Annotated in this window: 31 protein-coding genes and 1 pseudogene; 12 read left to right on the top strand and 20 right to left on the bottom strand. The window is 55.8% G+C overall.

Going from position 1 to position 21,836, the window contains the following annotated elements; genetic code table 11:
* Positions 1-3: 3 nt before the first annotated feature.
* Positions 4-732 (bottom strand): hypothetical protein, encoded by a 729-nt coding sequence (locus tag AC4PS7_RS15475; protein ID WP_010211423.1) that lies wholly within the window; start codon positions 730-732, stop codon positions 4-6.
* A 137-nt stretch (positions 733-869) separates the two neighbouring features.
* Here AC4PS7_RS15475 and AC4PS7_RS15470 point away from each other — a divergent pair, with 137 nt between their 5' ends.
* Complete coding sequence (locus AC4PS7_RS15470) at positions 870-1,394, top strand: hypothetical protein (RefSeq protein WP_010211424.1); 525 nt, start codon at positions 870-872, stop codon at positions 1,392-1,394.
* A 5-nt stretch (positions 1,395-1,399) separates the two neighbouring features.
* Here AC4PS7_RS15470 and AC4PS7_RS15465 read toward each other — a convergent pair whose 3' ends face one another.
* The 7 genes and pseudogenes from AC4PS7_RS15465 to AC4PS7_RS15435 form a co-directional block, all read right to left on the bottom strand.
* Positions 1,400-2,488, bottom strand: a complete 1,089-nt coding sequence (locus AC4PS7_RS15465; protein WP_492179580.1) for a phage minor head protein — start codon at positions 2,486-2,488, stop codon at positions 1,400-1,402.
* The gene (locus AC4PS7_RS15460) at positions 2,463-3,881 is read right to left on the bottom strand and encodes a DUF4055 domain-containing protein (RefSeq protein WP_492179579.1); all 1,419 of its coding nucleotides are present in this window, start codon (positions 3,879-3,881) and stop codon (positions 2,463-2,465) included. The genes AC4PS7_RS15465 and AC4PS7_RS15460 overlap by 26 nt, the downstream gene beginning before the upstream one ends.
* Positions 3,878-5,179, bottom strand: coding sequence for a terminase large subunit domain-containing protein (locus AC4PS7_RS15455; RefSeq protein ID WP_492179578.1), 1,302 nt, complete (start codon positions 5,177-5,179; stop codon positions 3,878-3,880). The genes AC4PS7_RS15460 and AC4PS7_RS15455 overlap by 4 nt, the downstream gene beginning before the upstream one ends.
* Complete coding sequence (locus AC4PS7_RS15450; protein WP_241912437.1) at positions 5,166-5,627, bottom strand: DUF2280 domain-containing protein; 462 nt, start codon at positions 5,625-5,627, stop codon at positions 5,166-5,168. Before AC4PS7_RS15450 ends, AC4PS7_RS15455 begins: the two co-directional genes overlap by 14 nt.
* A 30-nt stretch (positions 5,628-5,657) precedes the next feature.
* A pseudogene (locus tag AC4PS7_RS15445) lies at positions 5,658-5,738 on the bottom strand (putative metallopeptidase); the annotation flags it as partial.
* The gene (locus AC4PS7_RS15440) at positions 5,737-6,258 is read right to left on the bottom strand and encodes an HNH endonuclease (protein WP_492179577.1); all 522 of its coding nucleotides are present in this window, start codon (positions 6,256-6,258) and stop codon (positions 5,737-5,739) included. The pseudogene AC4PS7_RS15445 and the gene AC4PS7_RS15440, both read right to left, overlap by 2 nt.
* Positions 6,258-6,890, bottom strand: a complete 633-nt coding sequence (locus AC4PS7_RS15435; protein WP_492179576.1) for a putative metallopeptidase — start codon at positions 6,888-6,890, stop codon at positions 6,258-6,260. The genes AC4PS7_RS15440 and AC4PS7_RS15435 overlap by 1 nt, the downstream gene beginning before the upstream one ends.
* A 724-nt stretch (positions 6,891-7,614) precedes the next feature.
* Here AC4PS7_RS15435 and AC4PS7_RS15430 point away from each other — a divergent pair.
* On the top strand, positions 7,615-7,980 hold the full coding sequence (locus tag AC4PS7_RS15430) for a hypothetical protein (RefSeq protein WP_492179575.1): 366 nt from the start codon (positions 7,615-7,617) through the stop codon (positions 7,978-7,980).
* A gap of 9 nt (positions 7,981-7,989) precedes the next feature.
* Here AC4PS7_RS15430 and AC4PS7_RS15425 read toward each other — a convergent pair whose 3' ends face one another.
* Both AC4PS7_RS15425 and AC4PS7_RS15420 read right to left on the bottom strand, forming a co-directional pair.
* The gene (locus AC4PS7_RS15425) at positions 7,990-8,334 is read right to left on the bottom strand and encodes a hypothetical protein (RefSeq protein ID WP_492179574.1); all 345 of its coding nucleotides are present in this window, start codon (positions 8,332-8,334) and stop codon (positions 7,990-7,992) included.
* Positions 8,331-8,669 (bottom strand): MFS transporter, encoded by a 339-nt coding sequence (locus tag AC4PS7_RS15420; RefSeq protein ID WP_101270788.1) that lies wholly within the window; start codon positions 8,667-8,669, stop codon positions 8,331-8,333. The genes AC4PS7_RS15425 and AC4PS7_RS15420 overlap by 4 nt, the downstream gene beginning before the upstream one ends.
* Positions 8,670-8,869: 200 nt before the next feature.
* Between AC4PS7_RS15420 and AC4PS7_RS15415 the strand changes: the two genes are divergently transcribed.
* Positions 8,870-9,631, top strand: coding sequence for a hypothetical protein (locus AC4PS7_RS15415; protein WP_492179573.1), 762 nt, complete (start codon positions 8,870-8,872; stop codon positions 9,629-9,631).
* A gap of 185 nt (positions 9,632-9,816) precedes the next feature.
* On the opposite strand, the gene AC4PS7_RS15410 is transcribed toward AC4PS7_RS15415, so the two are convergent.
* The 9 genes from AC4PS7_RS15410 to AC4PS7_RS15370 all read right to left on the bottom strand — a co-directional run bounded on the left by AC4PS7_RS15410 (position 9,817) and on the right by AC4PS7_RS15370 (position 15,367).
* The gene (locus tag AC4PS7_RS15410; RefSeq protein WP_492179572.1) at positions 9,817-10,398 is read right to left on the bottom strand and encodes a hypothetical protein; all 582 of its coding nucleotides are present in this window, start codon (positions 10,396-10,398) and stop codon (positions 9,817-9,819) included.
* The gene (locus tag AC4PS7_RS15405; protein ID WP_492179571.1) at positions 10,395-11,000 is read right to left on the bottom strand and encodes a recombination protein NinG; all 606 of its coding nucleotides are present in this window, start codon (positions 10,998-11,000) and stop codon (positions 10,395-10,397) included. The genes AC4PS7_RS15410 and AC4PS7_RS15405 overlap by 4 nt, the downstream gene beginning before the upstream one ends.
* Positions 10,997-11,512, bottom strand: coding sequence for a hypothetical protein (locus tag AC4PS7_RS15400; RefSeq protein ID WP_187517084.1), 516 nt, complete (start codon positions 11,510-11,512; stop codon positions 10,997-10,999). Before AC4PS7_RS15400 ends, AC4PS7_RS15405 begins: the two co-directional genes overlap by 4 nt.
* Before the next feature lie 262 nt (positions 11,513-11,774).
* Positions 11,775-12,095, bottom strand: coding sequence for a hypothetical protein (locus tag AC4PS7_RS15395; RefSeq protein ID WP_010211443.1), 321 nt, complete (start codon positions 12,093-12,095; stop codon positions 11,775-11,777).
* Positions 12,092-12,805, bottom strand: a complete 714-nt coding sequence (locus AC4PS7_RS15390) for a replication protein P (RefSeq protein WP_492179570.1) — start codon at positions 12,803-12,805, stop codon at positions 12,092-12,094. Before AC4PS7_RS15390 ends, AC4PS7_RS15395 begins: the two co-directional genes overlap by 4 nt.
* Entirely contained in the window at positions 12,802-13,596 is a 795-nt protein-coding gene (locus AC4PS7_RS15385) for an LvrA C-terminal domain-related protein (RefSeq protein WP_492179569.1), read from the bottom strand. Before AC4PS7_RS15385 ends, AC4PS7_RS15390 begins: the two co-directional genes overlap by 4 nt.
* On the bottom strand, positions 13,596-14,396 hold the full coding sequence (locus AC4PS7_RS15380) for a Rha family transcriptional regulator (RefSeq protein ID WP_492179568.1): 801 nt from the start codon (positions 14,394-14,396) through the stop codon (positions 13,596-13,598). The genes AC4PS7_RS15385 and AC4PS7_RS15380 overlap by 1 nt, the downstream gene beginning before the upstream one ends.
* A 69-nt stretch (positions 14,397-14,465) precedes the next feature.
* Positions 14,466-15,080, bottom strand: a complete 615-nt coding sequence (locus tag AC4PS7_RS15375; protein WP_492179567.1) for a DUF8585 domain-containing protein — start codon at positions 15,078-15,080, stop codon at positions 14,466-14,468.
* A gap of 50 nt (positions 15,081-15,130) precedes the next feature.
* A complete protein-coding gene (locus tag AC4PS7_RS15370; protein WP_017479602.1) occupies positions 15,131-15,367 on the bottom strand; it encodes a helix-turn-helix domain-containing protein in 237 nt (78 codons plus the stop codon).
* Between the two features lie 112 nt (positions 15,368-15,479).
* On the opposite strand from AC4PS7_RS15370, the gene AC4PS7_RS15365 reads away from it, so the two are divergent.
* From AC4PS7_RS15365 to AC4PS7_RS15330, 8 genes are all read left to right on the top strand, one after another.
* A complete protein-coding gene (locus tag AC4PS7_RS15365) occupies positions 15,480-16,316 on the top strand; it encodes a S24 family peptidase (protein WP_492179660.1) in 837 nt (278 codons plus the stop codon).
* A 283-nt stretch (positions 16,317-16,599) separates the two neighbouring features.
* Positions 16,600-16,827 (top strand): hypothetical protein, encoded by a 228-nt coding sequence (locus tag AC4PS7_RS15360; protein ID WP_492179566.1) that lies wholly within the window; start codon positions 16,600-16,602, stop codon positions 16,825-16,827.
* 74 nt (positions 16,828-16,901) lie between these two features.
* Positions 16,902-17,210, top strand: a complete 309-nt coding sequence (locus AC4PS7_RS15355) for a hypothetical protein (protein ID WP_492179565.1) — start codon at positions 16,902-16,904, stop codon at positions 17,208-17,210.
* A gap of 301 nt (positions 17,211-17,511) precedes the next feature.
* On the top strand, positions 17,512-18,264 hold the full coding sequence (locus tag AC4PS7_RS15350) for a TIGR04255 family protein (protein WP_492179564.1): 753 nt from the start codon (positions 17,512-17,514) through the stop codon (positions 18,262-18,264).
* Positions 18,257-18,574, top strand: a complete 318-nt coding sequence (locus AC4PS7_RS15345) for a hypothetical protein (RefSeq protein WP_492179563.1) — start codon at positions 18,257-18,259, stop codon at positions 18,572-18,574. The genes AC4PS7_RS15350 and AC4PS7_RS15345 overlap by 8 nt, the downstream gene beginning before the upstream one ends.
* Before the next feature lie 2 nt (positions 18,575-18,576).
* Positions 18,577-19,179: a hypothetical protein gene (locus AC4PS7_RS15340; protein WP_492179562.1), complete on the top strand. Its 603-nt coding sequence runs from the start codon at positions 18,577-18,579 to the stop codon at positions 19,177-19,179.
* A gap of 350 nt (positions 19,180-19,529) precedes the next feature.
* The gene (locus AC4PS7_RS15335) at positions 19,530-19,748 is read left to right on the top strand and encodes a hypothetical protein (protein ID WP_492179561.1); all 219 of its coding nucleotides are present in this window, start codon (positions 19,530-19,532) and stop codon (positions 19,746-19,748) included.
* 65 nt (positions 19,749-19,813) lie between these two features.
* Complete coding sequence (locus AC4PS7_RS15330; RefSeq protein WP_492179560.1) at positions 19,814-20,137, top strand: hypothetical protein; 324 nt, start codon at positions 19,814-19,816, stop codon at positions 20,135-20,137.
* A gap of 38 nt (positions 20,138-20,175) precedes the next feature.
* On the opposite strand, the gene AC4PS7_RS15325 is transcribed toward AC4PS7_RS15330, so the two are convergent.
* Positions 20,176-20,487, bottom strand: coding sequence for a DUF1654 domain-containing protein (locus AC4PS7_RS15325; protein ID WP_252959023.1), 312 nt, complete (start codon positions 20,485-20,487; stop codon positions 20,176-20,178).
* A gap of 533 nt (positions 20,488-21,020) precedes the next feature.
* On the opposite strand from AC4PS7_RS15325, the gene AC4PS7_RS15320 reads away from it, so the two are divergent.
* The gene (locus AC4PS7_RS15320; protein ID WP_042570975.1) at positions 21,021-21,806 is read left to right on the top strand and encodes a hypothetical protein; all 786 of its coding nucleotides are present in this window, start codon (positions 21,021-21,023) and stop codon (positions 21,804-21,806) included.
* Positions 21,807-21,836: the final 30 nt, after the last annotated feature.

Genomic DNA, 21,836 nt, shown 5'->3' with positions numbered 1-21,836 from the left:
CCCTTACTTGGGCAATGCGAGATATGCGGTTTGGCCGTGCTTGCGCTGAAAATCGCGCTTCTGCTCGGAGGTCATTTCGGAGCGCTTGAATGCAGCCTTGCCGCCACCCCCGCCCGGGGCGAATGTCCCTGAAGCCCTTGGCCACAGATGAGGTGCGCTTTCGCGCAGAGATTCCGCCCATTCGAGCGGAGTCAAAGGGGTTTTGCCGTCTTTACCGAGGATGACCTGGCCGGATTCATCAACGGCGACTGCATCGCCATCTTCGTTAAGGGTGAACACGCCTTTGGCGCGCAGGATGATGTCGTCTGTTGCTTCCGGCAGAGCGCCGGCCTTCAATGCCGCACCACGCACCGAGTCACCCAGAACCTTGCCCTGGAACTTGGCAGCAAAGGATTCGGCCTTCTCGGCGCGCTCGCTGATGGCCTTCAGTTGCTTGTCGTAGTCACCGCGCAAACGCTCGGTGCGGCGATTGAACACCTCGTCCACTTTGCCCTCGGTCAGCAGCTTGGTTTCTTCGTCCTGGCCCGCGCGACTGAGCAGGCCTTTGACGGCGTCGATGTCGATGCCTTCAAACTGGGTTTCGAACTGGGTCAGCTTGGTGGAGGTGTCCTTCAGCTTTCCCAGCAGCTCTGTATTCTTGGTTTTCAGCCCCGTCACAGAGGCTTCAACGGCAGTCGCGATAGCGGCCTTGATTGCCGGGTTGTCCAGGTCGATTTCGTTTTCTTCTGCCACGTTGATGCACCCCTTGGGTATGTGTTGCCCACTTTGCAGGCATAAAAAAACCGCCGAAGCGGTGGGAATTTCAAAAATGGCCGTTAGGCTGTATGAGCTGCCCTAGAGAGCAGACCTCTTTAGCAACGGGAAAAAAGATGAGACGTGTATTTCGAATTAAGGCAAGCGACGACGCTATTGAAAAAAAACGGGCCTCCGAGGTCATATACGCAGCATTCATCACGGGTTTAGTCGCAGCAGCGGGAGCGGGACTCACATGGTTTGCCAGCAACGAATCAACTAAGCAGGCTGTAGCTCAGAGCTGTATCCAAAGAATCGACAATCAAGAAATGAAAATTAGAGAAAAAACCGAAGCCTTCCTGGGAAACATTGCAGATCTCATTAGTCGAGGGTCTAACAAGAAGCTCTCATTCGACGATTCGAGACCTGACGCAGAAAAAGTCATTCGCTCGGGATTTGAGTTAATTGCATATGCACCACCGGAAATGGGGCACTCAGCGCTAAAGGTGACAATTGCAGTCCAAGCGATGCTGAATGTAGAGAGCAAGTCAGATGTTGATCTGGTTGCACAGCAGAGCCAAAACGCAATGACCGAGTGGCCGAACCAATTCTTCAAGCTCATGGACGAATTCCGGGACCAGAAGGCTAAATGCCAACAGTGAAGCACTTATAAAAGCGACGCTCGCTCGAAAGCCAGCGGCTCCAGCCCCTTCATCTGCGCCAACGTAAGAGGCGCGAAATTTCGATCAAGCTGCAGCTCCGCAAAACGCTCAACACTCAGTCCACCCTCGCGGAACAGCTTTGCCCGCACCGGCCCGATTGCCACATCCTGAAACGACGCCGGCTGTTGCTGGAGCCAGTGGTAGTAATCCAGGCTTGCACTGACCTGCTTTCCGCCGTCAGCACCTACCGAGGCACGCGTTGCGCCCTTGGCGAACATCGCGCTGAGCTTGGTCAACAGAATGAAGGTGGTGCGGCAGTTAGGGTGGAAAGGCGGTCTTGGGCCGGAATCTACCGGAAACTTGCGTTTGTCCATCGAGCGGCACAACTGGCTGGTCTTGCTATCCAGCGTGGCCACCATCTGGATCTCTTGCACGATGTCCGTGTTGGCCTTCGCGAGCTCCATCCGCGCCTGGGACGAAACATGCTGAATCGCGGTATGCACGACCGTGCCGGCATTGCGGTTGGTGGTAGCCAGGATGCCGTCTTTGTACCCTGCCGCCTTGGTGCCGCGAATGTTGCGGATGATCTGGAAGTTCGTCTGCCCTTCGAAGAAGCCTTGCCTGATAGTACCAGTGACACGCTCACGCTCGGCGGCCGTCCAACCCTTGATGAAGGTCTTGAGCAGCTTCCCGCCACCGGTGCCGCGCACGCTAAGCGGGTTCGTCAGCACTGCACTCCGAATTGCCGCAGCTGTAGGAGCCACCACATCAAGCGTAACGCCCACTGGGGCCGACTTGGCCAAGCTTGTCGCTTCGAACTGCGCTTCGTAATTGGCGATGTCGATCAAGTCGAGGTTTAGCTGTGCGCTGTAGCGGTCGAAAATGCCCAGCAGCAGGCTATCCACTTCCTTGAGCAGCGCCTCCAGGCGCTTGACGTTGTACTCGGTCAAATCCGACTGGGTCAGCCGGTCGCGAATGGAACGGTCAATTTCCTTGAGGAAGGGAGCGAACTTGCCCACCTCCCCCGCCTTCAGCTTTTCGAGGAAGACCGCGTGCCGGATCGTGGCATCAAGGATTGCTTGGTTTGCCGCCATTTGGTGTGTCCTCGTCGTCCAGGCCCAGGCCGTCGCCCTGCTCCTGCAATTCGCCGTCGATCTGCAAGTCAGTGCGCTCTGGCGCAATCAGTCCAAGCTTGCGGAGGTACGCCCGAAGATCTGCTTTCGCAAAGCCGCCGTTCTGCCACAAGCCAACCAAGGCGGTGATCATCTGCGGATCAGCCGTCAACTCGACGAACTCCTGATTCACCTGGTAGGCAACCTTCTTGTCAGCGATGCCCATGTAGGCACAGCACCACATGATTGCTCGGGTGTAAGCCTCGCTGACGTTTGCCACGCAGCCTGCCAGAACCGAAGTGGACGCTGATTGATCACCGCGCGCCTCGGTTGCCGTCTTGGAGGACAGAGACGCAACGACCATGCGGGCGCCAAGCTCGATCATCATTTGGTTCTTGTCGGCCATGGCCTCCTTAACAAGCGTGTTCGGCAGTGGCTGCGCGTAGCCGAACTGGCCACCAGACGGCAGCATCATCGGCGCCCTGGAGCCGACATAGACGCCGTTCTTCTCCATCCAGTCGCGCCATTGCTCGTCCAAGCCAGAGATCCACGGCTGAGCCTGTCCACACCAGAAGACGCTGTCTTCGTAGTCGGCACTGTTCCGGTAATGCCCAAGGTTGATCATGGCAATGTCGTAGAGCGGCGACTCATCAATGCTTGGGTCGTTGTTCTGCGCGCCGACGAAGGTGAATGGGATCTCCTTGAGGCGCCCCGTGACGCCTTCCGGCCTGAACTCTTCGATGACCGCCAGCGGTCCGCCACCTTTCGGACCGGACCTACGCCAGACGCGGCACACAAAACCGTCATCCTCCAGCGCCAGTTCCCGGTACTGCTCAGCCATCTTGTAGCCGAAGCCATCAGGAATTTCCGGAGACTCGCGCAGCACTACCAGCGTCAATACGCTATGGCCGTTCACCATACCGGTACGCCAGTTGATGATGTCCTCGGCGCAGTAGGAAAGAATCACCGAGTGACCGCCGATGCCGTCGTCCTGGTGATAGTCGACGTACAGACCGTGGCGACCAGCCTCAAGCACCTTTTCAAGCGCGCCCTGTGAGTGCTGGTAGATGCTCACCCCGGAACCGTTTGCATTGTCCTGCAGGTACTCCAACTTCTTGGGTACAGTGAGCGTCGGATCTTTATGAAAGGCCAGGCCTAGCAGCCCGTTACGGGTGTGCCCGGTGGCGTTCTTGAACACCGCCCTCTCGCGGTAAGCACGGTTCCGGTCTTCGTTCTCCGGAGACTTGTCGTGTGCATTGATGTACGGCAGCCGATCGACAACCCGGTGCTGGCCCGCGCAGACGTCGCGAACGGTTGCCCAGCGGTCCAGCACTGCCGTGTATTCCGCCCGCTTGAAGGAGACGTCGTTGCTCATCGGGCGTATCCCATTTTGATAGCGGTGACCGGTTTGATGATCGGGTACTCGCGGTGGATGAAGTAGCCGCCGGCGTCGTTTGCGTGATCGATGCCAGCAGTCTTGTCTGGCTCCCCGTTCGCGCCCCACACCTGCTGCTCCAGGCCGTCGGCGTAGGTCGGACAGGTGAATGGATTGATCAGGTAGCGGCGCTCGCCCTGCGCATTGCAGAAGACGGCGTTCATTGCGTTGATTCGGTCCTTCACCGGCGGGTTTGCCGCTGGAGCGATTACCGCGAACCCGGCCTGCCTTAGCATGGCCAGGTCGGTGATGCTGGCGTTCACAGACTTGCGAGAATCGCCCGAGGCGTCCGGGTAGATCCTGATCTCGCACGTCTTCTTGAAGTCGTTGCCGTCGTGCTGCCAGTAGCGCTCTTTGATCCGGCGGATCATGTCGGGCGTGTCGTAGCCGTCAATCAGCTCATCCACTGCCCTGGGCAGCCCCTGGTCGCGTTTGACGTGCGTGATCGCCGCCATCTTGCCGACGTTGAAGTCCATGCCGATGAACAGCGGCTCGCCGGGCTGCACAGTATCGAAGCACCCATTGAGCTTGCGGTCGTATGCCGTGTATATCGTGCCGGACGTCAGGTTGACGAACTGGCCCTTGAGGTAGGCCATGATCAACTGCGGCGGATACGACTCCATCAGGGATGCGATGTAGTCATCCGGTAAGTTCAGCTCGTTGTCGAACGTGCTGGCCTGGACCAGGCCGTACATCTCTTTGAGCGAAGGCTTGTCCCGCAACTGCTTCACGAACTGCAGGAAGACGAACTTGAAGCCCTCCGGTGTCGTGGTGACGTCCACCCCGTTCTTCAGCCCTGGCAGGTTGTAACGCATCCGGGCAATGATCTTGCGCCAGGCTTGCTGTGCCTTGAGGGCTGTCAGCACGTCCAGCTCATCCACCAGCGCATGGCCGATCTTGAAGCCGACAATCGTCTGTGGTTTCTCCATCGACCGACAGATCACAGTGCCGCGATACTGCCGGCCGCTGTAGATGTGAACCTCGTGGTTCGCCTGGTTGATCTTGGTTTTCAGCCCCCAGTCGTAGGCCACCTCATCCATGGTCGGATAGAAGATGTCCCGGATCTGCGGGTAAGTTGGTGCGAAGTAGCCAGCGTTAACGCTGGGCCACTCCATGAAGTGCTTGCTGAGTGCCGAACAGCCCACCCAGGTTTTACCTGAGCCGAACCCGGCAACGAACGCACGGAATTTGTGGGGCAGCGTTAGGAACTGAGCCTGCGGAACGTTAAGGCTCGGCATTCGGTTTCCTCGCATCCACTACGTCGACCTGGATGCGGGTCGGGATCACCGGTTCATCGCCCACGTCTTCCTTGCGCGCCCGGTTGACGTAGATGTCGCCGGTTTCTTTCGCGGCCTGCTCAAGGATCTGCATGGCAAGGCCGATGTTCTTCATCGTCTCAGCCTTCTCCACAAAGCGGTTCATCGCGCGCAAGCGAAAGGCGCGGTTGGCAATGGGTATGTCTTCAGTTTCTTCGCGGAAACGTTTTCTGGTCTGCTCGAAGAGGGTCTTCCATCTGTCCGCGAGCTTCTTGCCTGAAACCTTCGTCGGGTCGTGGGATTCGACCTGCTGGCGGGTGATGCTCAAACTGAATTCTTTATGGACCGCCTCAACCACCTGAGAAGGCGTATCGAAGCAAGCGAGAGCCTGTACTACAAAGGTCTTCACCTCACTGCTTAGAGCTGCCATAGGCGTTCATCCGTCCAAACCTGTCCAAAATCAGGCCGACTTGAGCAGACAGGTTCCGCAGGCCCTCGCAATGTTCAATTTCCCCACCTCGGCAGGACTGTTTGCAGCATCAGATGTGCGCCCACGACTTGCGGCGAACCACATCAAGGGCCGTTCTCTTATGGATGCCGTAGAGCTCAGCAAGAGTTTCAACATCAACGCCTGATGTTGAGTGAAGCGCGCGCATTTCCAGCACCTCACCCTCTTTCAGTTTGGCTTGTCCGTTAGACTCGCCCTTTGCCGTCTGCAACCCATGCTCATAGGAATGGTGTTGATTGTCCGAAGACGTAACCCATTCCAAGTTGAAGACGGCTGCGTTTCCCCTGTCGGCGTCAATATGATTAACCTCAGCGCCATGAAACGGCGGCTCACCCAGAAATACGATCGCTACGAGCCGATGAACAAGCTCAGTGCGTCTGCCTCCCGGGTAGCAGAGATCGACACTCAGGTATGGTCGAGCCTTACTGCGGCCAAGTGTCTTTAAGATTGTGCCTGCCTTCGCGCACGTCCTGGTCGTGAGGCGCTTGATTCGACCCAGGTTGCTTACCGCGTAGTCCGGGTAGTTTTGAATCGTCTTCCACTGCTCTTCCACTACACAGCCCTCATCAAGCAGGTACCGCAAGCACTCGCTATAGAGGCGCGGTTAACGGATGGTGTTTGTTTGGCCGCTTCGACCATTCGGGCAACATCGCTATCTGGCGCGCCAACGCCATATCGCTCAACGATGGCAACGAACTCGTTGACGTCGTGGCCGCGCATCTCCAGCTTCGGCGCCCCGTCCTTCGTGAAGGCTGGCTGGCCGTACTTATCGTTGGCATGTGCAATGTGATAAAGCTCATGCTCAATCAAGGCACAGAAGTCGGCGTCGTTGCACTGGGCGCAGTAGTCAGCAGCAAGCGTGATGATGAAGACCGGCACGTCGCCGAACCAATCACGCATCTGTTGCTCCATCCGAGCCTTCTGCCAGCCGCCGGCGCGGAACGCTACCTGTTCGGCCTGCCCCAGGACTGTACGGCCTTGCTTCTCGAATGCTGACGATGCCCACATGAACCGGATGTCTGCATCCAGTAGGTGGGCATGGTCTTCGTTGTGAATGCTACCGGTGTCGGCAAGGATCTCGGCTTGGAGCCATTCCCATACTTGAGGGGCGGGAGCCAGTCGAATGCCGAAATCGGATAGTTCGGATAGCTCCAGCATTGCCGTTGGAGGGTATGGCCTGCGCATGGTCATACCCCGGTGCTGTGCTTTGAAAATCTCGCTAGAGGTCAGCGAGAAAAGATAAGGTGTAAATCAAAAATCATAGGATTGAGCGGAATGTACGCCATAACCATCCAGTAGCGATCCCAGCATCACAACGCCTGCGGTTACATATCTAAACTTCGATTTGATACCTTGGGTGCGTTTTTTCATCTTCTTCCCTCCAGGGGCTTTAGTAGGTGATGTGTTTCTTTTGTTTTCGCTAGGGGAAATCGAATCCCCTACCTGGTTTTCACATTTGCTGACGTTGGTCTGGTTAATGGTTACTGGGGCGTAGTTCCCGATCACCGTTGTAACAGGTGCCGCGGTGCAGGTCGTGCTCTGCCAGGCTCGCTCACTCCTATGATTTCTGTGATGGCGATAGTACATCACCGAATGACAAAAACTAAACATTCAACGCGTTTACCCTTGAAAAAAATAACTTTTTTTCTGTCATTCGCGCCGTCGCGCTATGCGCCTGCCCGTATAGCAACGCCACAACTAGATCCCGAGGAAGTCCTGCTGCTTTCGCAGCGTAGATTGCCTGGGCGATCGTCCCTATTGGTGTCCTGGCTCAACGAGAGCGCATAGCGCAGGCAGGTGACGTTGCTCAAATACAAAACCTCGCGCCACGATTTGGCGCATTCGAAAACTTGGCGCGGATGAGCCGGGTATACTCCGCTGACTTTGATTTTTTCGAGACTTCAAACCCATGCACGGACGCCTGTTTATCTCTGCGCTACTTCTCGCGGGACCAGCACTGGCTTCAGGGCCCTCCCGCTACAGCTACGACGAAGCCCCAACTGACGGCTACATGTATGCCGTTAGGTATCAGCAAGCCAAACTGGCTTGTGAATCGCTGCCTGATGACCTTGAAGCGGACTATGCGAAAGCCATGCGCCTTACCAAAGAAGCGAATACCGAATTTGAGCGATCTTACGCCAAAGGTTTAACGGCAAATCTCAGGTCGCGCAAACCCGCAACGCCCGAAGATCAGCAGTTGGAGTGTGATCAAAGTCAGCATGCTTTGCGTGTGACGGTAAGCCTCGCCCGCCAGTGGTTTCCAGGGGGATGGTAGGCCCTCGCATTACTTGGCTCTGCGCTCGACACCGCCAGGTGCCTTGTGACAGTTCAGGCAGTGCTCGCAGTTCAGCGTCCGGCACAGCCAGACCTTCACCCGTTGCCAGTACGTGACCATGAAGATGTGCCGTGCACCGGCCAGGGCCAGGGCGACATGCAACGTCAGGCCGGCAGTGGTCGGGCCGAAGAAGATGTTCTGGCTGCGTACCATCACAACGAAACCGGTGATGGCAATCGTCGAGTAGATCAGCTTCCCGAGGATGCCGTCCCTCACCTTCCCGCTCAGTACGCACCATGCAGCCCAGAGCGCGATAAGTCCGCAGGCGATGGAGTTGATCAGTTCAAGATTCATGGTGGATTGCCTCCCCCGAACCGCTGGCGAATGAGCGCCCAGAGGTCAGCGGATTTAATAGCTCGATTGATGGCCGCCAAGAGCGAGCCGCCGAAGGCACCCAGCAGGAAGCCGATACCGGCGACGATCTTCGGCTCAGTCACGCCCAGGTAGGTGCTGACCATGCTCGTAAGATAGATCGAGCAGGCCATGCCGGTGACGAGGAAAATCACCCAGGCACGCCAGTCGTTGAGGTCATCCTTGTGCCACCAGCTGGCGATTACGGCGCCGACGAGGCCCGCGATCAGTAATTCGTACCTGTCGATCTTGTCGAGCAGGCGCTGTAGATACTCCATGCGCTCGACTCCGTGGGGCATGATGGAAATAGGTCAGCCCCGGCGGCACTCCCTGCTCAGTGCGAAGGGTGTGGCGGGGCCGAAAACAAAAAAACGTTGATTGATTTCGAGGCCCTGAATATGAAAACGTTAGCCCGCCAACCGGCATACTGCGTTGTGGCATTGGCTCGATTCAGGCAGGTAATTACAAGGATGATGCTATGACGAAAAGAAACATCAAACTTCTATCATTAACCTTATTGGTTTGCGTCGCGACAATCGCAAACGCGGAGTCGCCAGATGCCTCACCCGAGGCCGAAACGCTGTATTTCAAGGCACTCCCTTACCTTGATAAAATTGACGAAATTGATAACGAAATTTTCAATATTCGGGATCAATTACCCAATGAGGAAAAGTTTCCCGAAAAGAAAAAAGAAGAACTCATAAATAAACTACGCACTCTAGTGGCGGAGGCCGTCCCCCTACTCAAGCGCTCAGCCGCTGATGGAAATCCAGCCGCACAATACCGGCTCGCTCGGCTCGCTATAGGCATTGAACCCAGAGAGCAAGCTGTAGGTCAGGTCTGCTCTTTATTGAAATCTAGCCTGACACAAGGGTTCGCCCCAGCAGGTATGCAGATGATCAGCTACTGCTTCGACGATGTAAAAACAGCCGAGTTTCGATCTTTGATTGACGCCTTACCTGAAAATACAACTTCGCAAAGCAAGTACTATCCGCAGCCAATGCTTATGCCTAGCTGCGATAGGGATAGTGATTCCAGGAGAAAAAATGCAATTGCATCTCTCAATGAAAAAGCTATTCGAGCCGAGCTTTACATGAGTCTATCAACTCAAATTTCAGGTCAGAACCTTAAGCAGGAAAAGATCCGCTATCTTCAAAAAGCAGCTAACTATGGATGCAGACGCGCTATAGAGCGCCTAAAACTGATGGATGACGTTCGGGACGTCAATGTTGTTCCGTAGGGCTGCATTACCGGCTTATCAGTGTCCAGGACTTCCCGAGGGCTGTCCTGGCCACAAGTGAAACTCAGGCAATAAAAAACCCGGCGCGATGGCCAGGTTTCTTGGATCAGCGAGTAAGTTGCCGAAGGCAAAACTCTAACAGTGGCGAAATCATGCCATGAGCCGCACGGGAACGCAATAGGCCCTCATGCGGCCTCGCGCATTTCGTAAATTACCGCTGCCACAGGGCTGAGTGCTCGCCGGTCCAGATCCTCGCAGCACTCGAAAATCAGCTGGAGCACACCACCCCAATCTCTCTCCCAGTTGCACGATTCGAGGCGCACTTCGTAGACCTGCCACATCCACGCCCGAAACTTCTCTGCGCTGGCCAGCGGGTCTTCGTTCGACGACTGCCCACCCTGGTGCATATGCCGGTACCGGCGCATCACGCCCTTCACTACGAACTCCAGCTTTCCGCGCTTGGCCGCTGTCATCCTTGGCGACTTGCCGACCACCATCAGAAACACCACCTCTTCCGCCGCTTCTCGAATATCGTCGCACTGCTCGGCGGCGTACATGAAGTCACCGAATACACGGATCTGCGGGTGAAGCCTCGCGATAGCAGACTGGATATGCCCGGCCAGTGCACCGTGTACCGCGTGATTGGTCGTTGGACCTCGCTCGGTCTTCTGCACCACCACACCCAGCTGCACAACGTCAGAGGTCTGGCCGGGGGCCGGGTTGTACTTGCAGTCATGCCACGCCTGGCGCGCTGAGTTGATCTTCATGCTGCCTGCCCCTTTTTCAGTTCTTTGGTCATTGCCCGGTACTTGGCCTTGATGGCCTTGATCTCTTCCACGGTGTATTTGCAAGGAGGGTGCAGCCCCTCAAGCCAGGCCACCTTCTCGGCGCCGATGCGCTGAACCAGGCGAATGCGGTACTCCACGGCGTTGCCGGAGAGGTTGCGATTGCACTTCACGCACTGGCGGTGAATGTTCAGCGGCTCGAAGCGCAGCTCAGGGCAGGCGCCGACGGATCGGTAGTGCCCGGCATCCCACCGGCTGCCGGTCATGAGGTCGTTGTCGTTCGGCGTCGAGTCGCAGCTGATGCACGGTAGGTGAGCGTCACGCAGGCGCACGTACTCGTTCACAGCGGCCTGGGCTTCACGCAGGTGGTCCGCCCTGCTCTTCAGCTTCTCCTTGCGGACCTTGATCTCGGCGCGCTCGATCTGGTCCAGGGCCTTGCGAGCCTTCGGCGCGTGGCGCGGCCCGTCGACGAGTGCGCACTTCGGACTGCATACGGCCTGGCCCAGGCGCGCAGGCACGAATGAGGCCCTGCACGTTGCGACACGGCACCTCTTTGGCTTGGGCGGCTTGCGCTCAATCGTCATGCAGCCTCCTTGAATGCTTCGAACTCGGCCATTTCGGTCAGGCGCTCTTCTGTGAGCGTTGGCCAGTCATGCAGCACCAGGTACGCGCAGCACTGCCGCCAGAAATCTTGGAATGTCTCCTCCCCCATCGAGTCGTAGGAAAGGCTGCGGGGGATCTTGCGGGTGAGCTGGCCCAGGCCAGGGATGTCGAACAATTCCTCGTCGCAGTACACGCCCGACTCCAACTGCAAGGCCTTGATCGCATCATGCGATTGCTTCCCGGAAAACCGATCGATGTTCTGGCTCAGCACCCGGCCCAGGCCGTGGACCAAGCCGTTGAACCGTGGGTTGCGTGGCTGCTTGAGGTCGGCGCGGATCTTCGTGTTGATCCGGAAATCCCGCTCGCGAAGGATCGACCGGTCTGCGTCGGAGGACGGCACGAACGCTGCCACCTCCTTGCCGGTGGCAGGATCTACCAGGCGGCGCAGCACCAAGTACACGGGCATTGGGCGGGGCTTGGCTGGCTTTGTCATGGCTTCACCCTCACTCCTGCAGCCGTCACCCAGCGGCGAACGTAAAGCTCGCAGCCACTCGTTAAGCAGACACCGTTGGCAAACCCGGTGTGTGTTTTCGGCATGCCACAGCCGCAGTTGCATTTCGGCTTACGGCCTGGGCGCTTGGGCCGCAACTCCATGTACCGGATGTGTTCAGCCAAACCGCCGACTTGACCCCACCCGGAAGTGCCGCCACGCATTGCGGCAGATCGAGCCGCCGGCGAGAGTTTATTCAAGTCAGTCATGACTGCTCTCCCTTGCCCATGGCGGTGTCGAGCAGCGCGTCTAGGTCTTCACCGGTCATCCCGGTTGCATGGGGGCCAATCCATTCCACGACCTCGATGTATCCGCTACGGGACTGACGCAGCCATTCATACCGCCCTGAACTTTTGCGCAGCGCCTCGTTTTCGGCCAGCAGCTCCAGCGCCACCTCGCCCACAGTTTTCTCCCCCAGGAACTCATCCAGCGCCTCGGTGTTGCGCTTCCAGTCGGCGCAGTCAGCCCGGTATGACGCGGCTTCGGCCCAGAGCAGTTTCTGAAGTTTTTGTTTGTCGATGGTCATGCTCGTTGCTCCGCGGTCTTCTTGCCGAACTTGGCCATCAGCTGGGCGCGGGCAGACATGCCATCGGAAGGGATGCCCTGCTGAAGGATTCGCGCCTGGGTCTGCTGGTCGGCCAGTTCGTTGGCCAGCTCGAATTCGGTCTTCTGGCTGTCATGGCCGATGCCGGTGGCGATCTGGCCGTCAAGCGGCTGCATGGCCTGGGCGCGGCGGAGGATGATTTCGTAGTTTCGGTCGAACCTGGCGCGCAGGCCCTTGTCTTCTTGTCGGGCACCGCGCAGATCGAAAAGACCGGTAGCCTCGGCGGCCAGCTTCACCGCTTCATGGCTGTACGTGGTCATCAGCGCCTCGATCCAGGCGTCCGCAACGGAAGGCATGCCGAAATCTTCAGGCCCCGGCACGCACATCGCGATGAACTCTCCAACGCTCGGCGCGAAAGGCTTCTTGAGCTTGCGGCACTTCTGGATGCCGAACTCGATCTGCTCCAGGGTGCGTATGCCCGCGTCGGCGAATTCCTTGATCCACTCGGCCTTTGCAGCGTCCAGTGCTTCGGTGGACGGCCACGCCTGGCGCCATGCAGGGAATATCCCGCGTAGCCGGCGGAACAAGTCGTTAACTACCTCGACCGTCTGCGGCGTGATGTCGAGCGCCTGGACATGGCTTTCAGCAGGCAGGTTGCCCATGGTCGCCATCAGTTGGTTGACTGGCTTCATGGGCGAGCCACAAGGCCGTCAGCCCACGCGTTGCTGTTGAAATCCGGTTCGCCAGACTGAGCGCGCGGCGTGAACTGGTGGACGTTGCTACCGGCCGGCGACGGATCAGGCACTTCGTCTTCCCAGCGCTTGCCGTTGATCCACGTCGATGGGTGCGGGATGAATCGGCCGTCGTCCTTGAGCCAGTCTGTCGTGAGGCACTGTGCCCCCAGGGCCTGAACCAAAGAATCGAAAAGCTCGTTGGTCAGCTTGAGCTTGTCCCACGCCTTGCGTGCAGCTTCCTTGCCCACCTTGCGCGGGTACAGGGCCCAGAACTGCGCGAACGACTCAGCGTGATCTACCTCATCATCGCCATAAGGCTTTTGTTCTTTATCTTCTCTTCTCTTCTCTTCTCTGGTCCGCAATTTGTCCGCATCACTAGCGGACACGTTGCGGACATTCTTTGCCTTTCTGTCGTTTCGCTTGCGCTCGTTATCGTTGGCGCGGCGCTTGGCGCTGGCCCCGTTATGCTCCTCAAAGCGAGGCATTACGAGGCTTCCGTCGTCTTGGATGCCCGCCCATTCCACGTCAATCATGGCCTGGGTAAAGCCTGGCCACCCCACCACAGCATCCATTGCGTCCACGGTGTAACCGACCAACACCCCATCATCACAATGGGTGTCGAAGATGCTCCAAGCGATGTGCAGTCCGCCAATGATCCGCAACCTGTCCGCTTTCAATGCGGACACCATGCGGAACACTTTCGGATGCGTCTGAAGGTCTATTCGCATTTTGATCCAGTCCCCGGCCATTACGCGGCCCTCTGTGCTTTGTCGTGGGTGAACAGGCCGTCCCAGGTCTTCTTCATGGGTAGTTCGCCGGCCAGGTACAGGTCGTACAGGCGCGCGGCACCCTTCTTCAGCAGGATTGGCGTGTAGGAGATGAAGGGATCTTTGCCGTGAGGGGTGACCTCAACCTGGTGTTCGGTCATGTACTTGTCGCGGGCGTACGAGCCAACACGGTGGCGGGTGCCGGACTTGCTCTCGTTGTAGAGCCAACTCCGTGCTTCCAGGTAATTCCCCACCTGCATTACGTTGACGCCATTGAGGCCCTTGCAGAACTGGGTGTGGGTCATGCCTTCCTTGAACAGGTTTTCAAGCGAATGGATCTTTGTGGCTTGTTGGTGATTCTCGACGCGCAGAACCGCAGTCTGCTCGATCTGATCGGCGTATAGCCTCAAAGCCTCTGCGTAGGACGGCATTGCAACAGGCTTGGCGGCCTGAGCATCCTCCAACTCATGAAGTCGGCAGATGACCTTGTGGCGAAGCGGAATGCTATAGCCAGTCACCAGGGTTTCTGTAAGTTCGCGATCCAGATGAAAACAAGGCATTGAGCGCCCGGAGCCGTCCATATAGGTGCCCCCAAATTTGGGGTCAGTGATTTTCAGCTCTGAGAGCATGTTGCGGATGTCACGCATGACGTGGTCATGACGCTTGCCCGTCAAATCTGCAATCTCACGGGACGACATCGTTGTGCGCGCCACGTTTTCAGATTGCGAAAAACGTGGCGCGAGATTGTTGGGGGTATTGATCGATTCAGTGTGTTGGTGCATGATTCGCTCCAGTTGTTTACCGCTGTTGAAAAAGCCGACCTCGTACGTCGGCTTTTTTGTGCCTGGAATTCAGGCGATGGATTTCAGTACAGGCTTGCCGTTGATCAATGCCTCAGCCTTGCGGCGCAACTCCCCCGCCTTCGCTTCAACCTGACGGCACTGCTTGGCGAAGGCCGGCAAGTGCGGCAGGTCTTGCTCGCACATCACTTGGTCGTCAAACACTTCGCTGCCGGTGTCAATCACATCACCCAGAGCGCGGATCAAAGCACCGAAGCTTTTGTTCGCACATTGTTCGCTGGTCATCTGCCGGGCGCCGGTCAAGCCGTGTCGGCTCGCCAGCTCGTTCAGGCAGTGATCGCGGTATTCAGGCTCAAGGGCGTTGACCCACGACTCTTCTAGCCATGACGGCATTTCCTGATCGCCGTTCAGCCAGCGCTGTACACGCTTGAGCCAGCGGCCGGTCGCCTTCACGAACTCACTCACGTCGCCGGTCAGTTGGGGCGAATTGAAATCAGGGACGACCTTCTCTTTGGCGCGATCAGGGATCGACAGGTACAGCTCGCGGCTTAGCGCCTGGGCGAAGTCGTCCTGGCTCAGGCCGGTGCGTGCGATCTGGTTTGCTGCGTGGGCGACCAGCACCTGATCACGGGTTTGTACGGTGTGTCTGGAACTGGACATTTGCATGGGGACTGCTCTCTTCTAATCTGGCTTCAATGGAACGGCGGACAGGGATGTCAGGCGGCGCCGCGAAGGACTTTGTGCGCCAAGTCGAGAAGATCAGGGCGAAGACCAGCGATGGTGATCTCGCCACCAGAAGCGTCCTGAAGGCGTTCAGCCAAATCCGCCGACGCTTTGCGGTGACCGCCTGCTAGCTGCCACAGGTGGCCTACCGTTGTCTTAGCAGCGGCAGCCACTGACTGGCGCCGTTCGTTTGAAGCGCTGGCGAGCCAGTCACGCAGATGGTCATTCATGGGATTTCTCCTTAAACATAAGAGAAATTTAGCTTATGGCTAATATATCAGCAAGGAATATTTAGCTTTGAGCACATTTAGCATTGAGCTAAACACTGGCATTCTTGCCCGCATGGACATTTATGCGATTCGAAAGCAGAAACTGATAAGCCTTATAGGAACCCAGCGGAAAGGCGCGTGCGCCGAGCGCTGGGGGATGGCGCCTGCGCACTTGAGTCAGGTTTTGTCGGATAAAACCGCAAAGAACCTGGGTGACGATGTCGCCCGCAGGATCGAGGCAATCGAAAAGTTGCCCAGGGGGTGGTTCGACTCAATCTCAGTCGATGAGTCGGCAGCTCTTAATTCTGCGGGGCCTGAAGGATCTCCAACGAGTGAGGGGGCGGGGCTGAGCGCAGTGGACCAGGTGAAGCAGATGCTTTCTAAGGTAAAGGGGCTCAGCAGCACCGCTCGCGACAGGATCATTGCGGCAGCTGACGAAACGAACAACGTGATTACTGTCGACTTTTCCCGTCCCGGCCAGGTCGGTGACGAAGTGTGGATTGCGCACTACGACGTGCGCGCAGCGATGGGCGGCGGACAGATCCCGCACGAATATCCGGAAATGCTCCAGGACATCAGGGTCAGCCCAAAGCACCTGCGTGACCTCGGCGTCACGTTCAAAGAGCACTTCCACCTGAAGATGATCACTGGGTGGGGTCAGTCGATGGCCCCAACCATCAAGGATCGCGACCCGCTACTGGTCGACATCACTATCCGGGAGTTCACGGGTGATGGCATTTACCTCTTCTCCCACGATGAGATGCTGTACGTGAAGCGCCTGCAAAAGAAAGGCAAGGATCGCTTCAAGATGATTTCGGACAACAAGCACCACGATCCCGAGGATATTCGTGTTGACGACACCCATATCCTTGCCCGGGTGCTCTATGTGTGGAACGGACAACCGGTATAGCGCCAGCGCCCTGACCTACTGCAATCCGCAGCTGCGCCGTGACCTGATGCTGTTGAGCCAAATGCTTAAGCCTTAGGTTTCATGGAGAAGTAATGGGACACTCCGCTGATTACCAAACCGAGCTGTACGTTAAACAGCTCGAGCAAATGGCGCAGACCCTTTGTGATCAGGGCGAGAAATTTAGAAAGGGTGGCTTGGAGGCGTTGGTAGTATCGACTTTCGAGCGGGCGGAACAGCTGAGACGCGCTATTGCCCACCTAAGAAAGGTTCTGGAGAAATAGATATGTCCCTCACCAAGCCAAACCAGCAACTGCGCCGCGACCTTAAGGCTATTGCCTTAAATCTTGAGCAGTCCTGTGTCGATCTGGGGAGGCTGGCCCACCGGCTCAGCGATGCAGACGCCATAGCCCTAACGGGGTTGGTGGGCACGCTCTATGAGGAAGCCGACAGGCTGGTGGGATATGCGGATGAGGTGAAGGCGGGGCAAATAATCCGGAGCAAGCCCGAGTAGGCTCATGGTCTTACGCGGCAACCTAAATCAAACTATGCGAGCTGAGTAGCGCTCGTATGCACAAGGGAATGTGAATGAATGCCTTACGGCTCGCGACACTGATATTTGCGGCGCTTTTTATCTCCGGCTGCTACAGCACGCCAAAAGAAAAAACTGAGTACGAAAAACAGATCGACGCAGTACCGATGCCCGTGACGGAAGCTGAGCGTCTAGAGCAATGCCGTACCTTCAAGCTAGCCGCAGATCGCCAGCAGGCTGAGGATTTCGTGCAATACGCACTGCGATCCAAGATGGGCGCCTCGGATTCGGAATATACCGAGACTCAAGCTCTTAGAAATCGCCTCAGAGCTATGAAGTGCCCTGGGTATGGCGGGTTTTCCTGATGCTGCAGCCCGGCTATTTGGGCGCAGCCGTGATGTGCGGAGGCTCATCCGAACGCATCGGGTCATCAGCCCAGGCATTGTTGTCTCTGCGATTTCGTGGCAGCGCTTGAGCAAATAGCGTCTAACCTGTTTTACCGGTCACAAACGAGCAAAAGGCAACAATATTTACGAATTGCTATCTACCATCCCAACGAGCAATAATTGAATGTTTCTTGCGAGCTCTGGGCCTATACTCAGACCAAGAACCGCTTGAACAAGACCAGAAACAGCTCGCATAGAAACGGAATCTCTAGGGAGCACTATGAATACTGCAGCACCATTACCTAGTCGACTTGGCAAGTCCCCGCTGGTTGAGGCGCTTTTTGAAATCAGATTCAAGACTGCGCACCCTGCCTCGAGCATCCTTCCTGGTTTTTTGTATACAAAGCTAGGTTGCAGCGAAATTATAAAGCTGCCGCACGCTGACATCCCTGATCAAATTCGGCATTCAAGTCCCGAGTTGATGTTTGTACCTCTTACCCGATTAAAATGGGAGAAGTATTATATAAACATCGGTGACAACAACATTGTTATCTCCAGCGGAAATCCTTACGGTGGCTGGAAAACCTTCAAGGGAGCGATACGACAAGTATTAGAGGATTCTAATATTCTGGGGATGATCGGTACCATCGATAGGTTTTCATTAAAATATTTAGATATCTTCGATATGCCTGGATTTTCCAAGCCAGGAGATGGGTTGTCATTTAATGTGGGGTTTCCTGGAATCAATAACGAACCTCGATCTACCCATCTACGCACTGAGATCCCACAGGGTAGCAAGCACCATATTGTCCAGTATTTTGGTGAAGCACAAGGCAATCTTCCGGGCGGCATTTTACGCAAAGGACAGATGCTAGACATTGACTCGATTCAAAATCTTGAAAGCATCCCTTTAAACGACATCCTTAATAAATTCGATACATATATGGATGAACTTCACTTGCCTAACAAAAGATTGTTTTTCAATCTTATCTCACCTGAAGGTCTGAGTGCACTGGAGCCATCATATGAGTGATGTATCTTTCGTCACACCGGGCAGAGCAACTTTCGCCCCAGCCTTAGCTTTGGCGTTCTGCTCCATGTCGGCAATTGCGGATACGCCATTAGTGAAAGAGCCTGCCAGTCTAGGGAGCGCTACTTATTTCACGAGCTCAGCCAACTCTAGCGCAGCCGGGGCATTCGTAATGATTTCTTCGCAAAGAGATGACTCCTTTGAAATAGAGATTTCAAGATTTTACGCGCAGCTTGCCAGTGAACAAGTAGAACTAGGTCCTGAATTTGAAAGCGTGCTAATTGCTAACATTTCGGATCTTTACGAGGATTGATAATGGAGCTTCAATCAATCAAGGATCAGATCCCGTACTACCTCACTCAAGAGGCGGCAAGCGGGCTTCTTGAAGAGTTAAAAAACTATAGTGACAAAACAGAATTTTATACATCGCGGTATCCTAGCGAACTTTTGCAGGGAGACGGCTGGCAAGGATTCACCCTGTTCGACTTCAATACGAACTCCGGAAGGTCCGTCAAAGCAATTGTACTTTCAAACAGCTGTGACATCTCTACTGAAAACGCAAGAGATGTATCTCCTAAAATAACATTCGTTCCGTTAATAAAATTTAGCAGGCTTCAGAAAATATTTGAAGATGCTGGTAAGAATCCCGCAGCAGTTGAGCAAAAAATGCTCGCTATTCGTGAGCAAAAAAACACATCATTTTTCTTTCTTCCTGCGCAAACATCTTTAACAGAGGATTATGTAGCGTGGCTCAGTGACGTGCACTCAATGCCTTCTGCTAATTTTATTGCAAACACCAGCAAAGCTAAAGTATTCACGTTAAACATGACCGGTTTCTATTTGTTCCTGTTCAAATTATCTATTCATTTTTGCCGTTTCCATGAAAATCTGGACCGGTCAGAAGAAATCACACGCTGACGCTTGACCTGTCAGCCAGATGGATTAGCAGTTTTCCCCCACTCTCGTTCGAGCCCGTTGCGTCGCCCAGCGCCGAGCTTCTTGTCTCAGCCCTTCGTCGTGTCACCATTGAGCTGGCAATCCGCGTGATTGCACAATGGCTGCGCTGAAGGATCGGCGACCCAAGATGTTACAGAGAGCCCGCCCCGTGCGGACTTTCTGCTTTTGCGACATCCTTTTCACCTGACATTTACAGGATAGGGGCCAAACTCACCCTACTCCTTTGAAGAATTCTCATTAGGCCCGCACATGAGCGAGCCATTTTTTTGCCCGCGGCTATGCTTTCCATTCACTCTACTGGAGACCAAGCAATGCCATCCCCCAAATACTCACTCCCTGACATCCTGGAACGGATCTACGAGAACCAACTCGCCCTAGAGGCTGCACTAATGGAGTTTACGCTGCTAGTCGAAGGACAAGGCAATGCTGAGGTCGGTGGCAACGTACGTGGCGCTTTGGAGACGATCGGCGAGAATGCCGGGCACATCAAACAGGGCTTAGCCAGGTTGAAAGCCCAAGGCCCGGATTGAGGCCCAACAATGGTGGCTGCACGCCACGAATGGTAAGGTGCGGGCTAAATTATGGGAGGGATCCAATGAAAGTTATAATCGCGGCCTTTCTCATATCGGCGGTTACGACCTCATCCGCCATTGCAGCAGACAAAGCATACGATTGCCCTCAAATGGATAAGATGGCTGAGTCTGTTATGAAGGCCCGCCAAAACGGTGTGCCCATGGCAAAAATGTACGAGGCGTCCGTGACCGATGACAGCTATACGTCAAGAGTCTTCAAAATGCTCATTGATGGTGCCTACAAAGAGAGCGCCTACTCATCTCCTGAGTACAAAGAGAAGGCGATCGTGAATTTCAGAGATACCATCTTCCAGGCCTGCCTTCAGCAACAGGAGCAAAAAGGCTAAGGATCCCAAGGCCCGCCTATCGCGGGCTTTTTCATCCTTCAGAAAGGCGCAGGCTCCTCTTCTAGCTCAAGCTCGTCCTCTACCCTGCCTGCAGTCTCCACTTCCTGCTGCTCCCACCTCACCGTCACGCTTCCGTCGTCATTGAGGGTAAGTTCCAGTTCGTCCGTCTCGGCGATTACGCTCAGTACCTCTTCCCACTCCCGATCCCCGTCCGTGTCCAGGCGATGTATGGTCACCCACCGCTGCGCCTGCGCCACGGGGTGGTTGATCATCGATGAGACGCGCAGCCCAAGCCGCTCCATGCCGCTCATTTCTTCCCGCCCTGCTGATGCCGTCTGCTTCTTTGCCATGTAATACCCTCCCAGTTAAATGCTGTATATACATACAGTTAATGAAAAAATCATAGCTCACCGCTAACTGGCGCGTAAAGCGCTGATGGACCTCATCCATCGGCCCGGCGAGACCTCGCAGATATTAATAATTTCGCCCACCGCTAAATATTTAGCTCGGAGCTATTAACGATATTTTAGCTTGAGGCTAAATTAACTCCATCGCAGCGACACACAGCCACTGCGAAGGGCCTCCGCCCGCCGCTCTTTGGTTATACCCCCTGCCGGATCAATACCGGCCCAGATTCAAAGGCAGCGATGAACCGGCCTAAACGGTTCAAAGGGTTGGCAACTGACCCGGGCGTGCAGCGTAAAGCGCCAAGAACAGTTATCCAGCGGGAGAACAAGCCGAGAGGCCCGCGGCTGGAAGAACATTTGATTCAAGCCGGTGACCGACGCCAGTAGCGGGTCACGGCGGAAGTTTTCACTGATGCACCCAACTGCAGTTCGGTCGGGTGCATTGGGAAAACAACCCATCAAGCACGGAGCCTCAAATGAGTGAACAAACCCTTCAAGCGCTGCTTGCCGAGCGCGTCACTGCATACGCCCAGTCAGACCGCCCGCGCGAGCTGATCGACGAGGGTATCGAGAAGCTGTTCAAAGAAGTTGTTAGCGACACCTTCCGCTCCTACGGCGATTTCGGCGGAGCCATCAAGGAGGCTGTCAAGGCTGCGTTGCCGGCCAACGTCTCAGACGTGTTCGACCTTCAGCGTTACAACGCAGTCGTCGCGAATGCGCTTCGTCAGCGGTGGGAAGCGGCCGGCCTGGGCGCAATCATCTTGGAGCAGGCCGACAACTCGATCACTGAGGTGCTTACCGGCGATGGCTTGATAGCTGGCGAGGTATCGCTGAAGGCCCTGCTCGACGAATTCATCGAGCATCACAAGGACAGCGCCGCAGAAGACCAATGGGAGCGCCCGGAAATCCGCGTTGAGGAAGGAGATGGCAGCTACTCACACAAAACACTTCACATCTACTTCGATCCGGAGCCAGAAGGCAGTTACCGGAGCAGCCACTACTCGTCATCCTCACGCAGCAACTACAGCCTGAAACATGCTCTGCACGTGAGCATCAAAGGCGAACGTGAAACCGGCGATCGGTGGAAACCAACCATCGCCTTCGGCGAGGTCTACAGCGCAAAGCTGGATGACAAAAAGTTAGCCATCAACATGCAGGTTTATTCGAAGTGGGAGCGCATGTTGGCAGCCCTGTACTTCGGCAACGCAATACTTTTGATCGATTGCGATACGGATGACCTGAGCTACGGGCTTTACGACTGAACAACCAGCGCCACGACAGCCCTGTCGTTA

The organism is Pseudomonas sp. DW-iso3, assembly GCF_058725305.1.
This window is presented reverse-complemented; position numbering and strand designations above follow the sequence as displayed.